This is a genomic window from Halorhodospira abdelmalekii (assembly GCF_016583625.1).
Lineage (GTDB): Bacteria > Pseudomonadota > Gammaproteobacteria > Nitrococcales > Halorhodospiraceae > Halorhodospira > Halorhodospira abdelmalekii.
The window spans coordinates 45,001-47,511 of the sequence record NZ_NRRN01000024.1 but is presented as its reverse complement, the minus strand read 5'-3'; the positions used below and the strand labels follow the sequence as shown (position 1 = coordinate 47,511).

Genomic DNA, 2,511 nt, shown 5'->3' with positions numbered 1-2,511 from the left:
GGGGATACAAGGGGGGGGTCGCGCGACCACCACAATTCACAGGAGTTGTCAGTACACCGCATTTCGCTTCAATGCGTCACATTCACACATCATAACCCCAATACACTTGGGTGTTATATGACCAAGCCTCACGGGCAATTAGTACGGGTTAGCTCCACACATTACTGCGCTTCCACACCCCGCCTATCAACGTCCTCGTCTTGGACGGCCCTTCAGGGACCTCTAGGGTCCAGGGAGACCTCATCTCGAGGGAGGCTTCCCGCTTAGATGCTTTCAGCGGTTATCCCTTCCGTACATAGCTACCCGGCTGTGCCACTGGCGTGACAACCGGAACACCAGAGGTACGTCCACTCCGGTCCTCTCGTACTAGGAGTAGATCCTCTCAAGTCTCCGACGCCCACGGCAGATAGGGACCGAACTGTCTCACGACGTTCTAAACCCAGCTCGCGTACCACTTTAAATGGCGAACAGCCATACCCTTGGGACCTGCTACAGCCCCAGGATGTGATGAGCCGACATCGAGGTGCCAAACTCCTCCGTCGATGTGGACTCTTGGGAGGAATCAGCCTGTTATCCCCGGAGTACCTTTTATCCGTTGAGCGATGGCCCTTCCATACAGAACCACCGGATCACTAAGGCCGGCTTTCGCCCCTGCTCGACTTGTAGGTCTCGCAGTCAAGCGCCCTTCTGCCTTTATACGCATTGCGCGATTTCCGACCGCGCTGAGGGCACCTTCGCACTCCTCCGTTACTCTTTTGGAGGAGACCGCCCCAGTCAAACTACCCACCACGCACGGTCCCCAACCCGGTTCACGGGCCTAGGTTAGAACCCCAAGCATGCAAGGGTGGTATCTCAAGATCGGCTCCACATAGGCTAGCGCCTACGCTTCTCCGCCTCCCACCTATCCTGCACAAGCAGGCTCGAAGTCCAGTGCGAAGCTGTAGTAAAGGTTCACGGGGTCTTTCCGTCTTGCCGCGGGTACACAGCATCTTCACTGCGAGTTCAATTTCACTGAGTCCCGGATGGAGACAGTGGGGCCATCGTTACGCCATTCGTGCAGGTCGGAACTTACCCGACAAGGAATTTCGCTACCTTAGGACCGTTATAGTTACGGCCGCCGTTTACCGGGGCTTCGATCAAGAGCTTCGCCTTACGGCTAACCCCATCACTTAACCTTCCGGCACCGGGCAGGCGTCACACCCTATACTTCCTCTTGCGAGTTTGCAGAGTGCTGTGTTTTTAGTAAACAGTCGCAGCCCCCTGGTCACTGCGGCCCTCCTCAGCTCCACCCGCATGGGGCTTCACCTAACAAGGGCGCACCTTCTCCCGAAGTTACGGTGCCATTTTGCCGAGTTCCTTCACCCGGGTTCTCTCAGGCGCCTTGGGATTCTCACCCTGCCCACCTGTGTCGGTTTGCGGTACGGTCCGCTACTGCCTGAAGCTTAGAGGCTTTTCCCGGAAGCCGGGCATCAGTCACTTCCACCCCAATAGGGCGTCGTGTTCGTGCCTCAGCGTATCAGGTGCCCGGATTTGCCTGAGCACCACGCCTACACACTTAAACCGGGACGTCCGTCACCCGGATGACCTAGCCTTCTTCGTCACCCCATCGCAGCAGTAACAGGTACAGGAATATTAACCTGTTTCCCATCGGCTACGCCTCTCGGCCTCGCCTTAGGAGCCGACTAACCCTGCGTCGACTAGCGTTGCGCAGGAAACCTTGGGCTTTCGGCGAGCGGGTTTTTCACCCGCTTTATCGTTACTCATGTCAGCATTCGCACTTCCGATACCTCCAGAGGCCCTCACAGGTCCTCCTTCAGCAGCCTACGGAACGCTCCCCTACCATGCACTCAAAGTGCATCCGCAGCTTCGGCGTGTGGCTTGAGCCCCGGTACATCTTCCGCGCAGGCCGACTAGACCAGTGAGCTATTACGCTTTCTTTAAAGGATGGCTGCTTCTAAGCCAACCTCCTGGCTGTCTCTGCCTTCCCACATCGTTTCCCACTTAGCCACAACTTCGGGGCCTTAGCTGGCGGTCTGGGCTGTTTCCCTCTCGACGACGGACCTTATCACCCGCCGTCTGTCTCCCGCGATTGCACTTCCCGGTATTCGGAGTTTGCCTCGGTTTGGTAAGGCACGGATGCCCCCCTAGCCGAAACAGTGCTCTACCCCCGAGAGTGAGACGCGAGGCACTACCTAAATAGCTTTCGGGGAGAACCAGCTATCTCCGGGCTTGTTTAGCCTTTCACTCCTACCCACAGCTCATCCCCTGACTTTTCAACGTCAGTGGGTTCGGGCCTCCAGCAGGTGTTACCCCGCCTTCACCCTGGCCATGGGTAGCTCGCCCGGTTTCGGGTCTACTCCCAGCGACTCAGCGCCCATTTAAGACTCGGTTTCCCTACGGCTCCCCTATACGGTTAACCTCGCCACTGAAAGTAAGTCGCTGACCCATTATACAAAAGGTACGCGGTCACCCACCTTGCGGCAGGCTCCCACTGCTTGTACGCATACGGTT

1 rRNA gene (only partly in view) is annotated in these 2,511 nt (G+C 57.3%); it reads right to left on the bottom strand.

The features are described 5' to 3' along the window. Window positions 1-117: 117 nt before the first annotated feature. Window positions 118-2,511 (bottom strand): 23S ribosomal RNA (locus CKO15_RS07550); it runs 504 nt beyond the window's last position.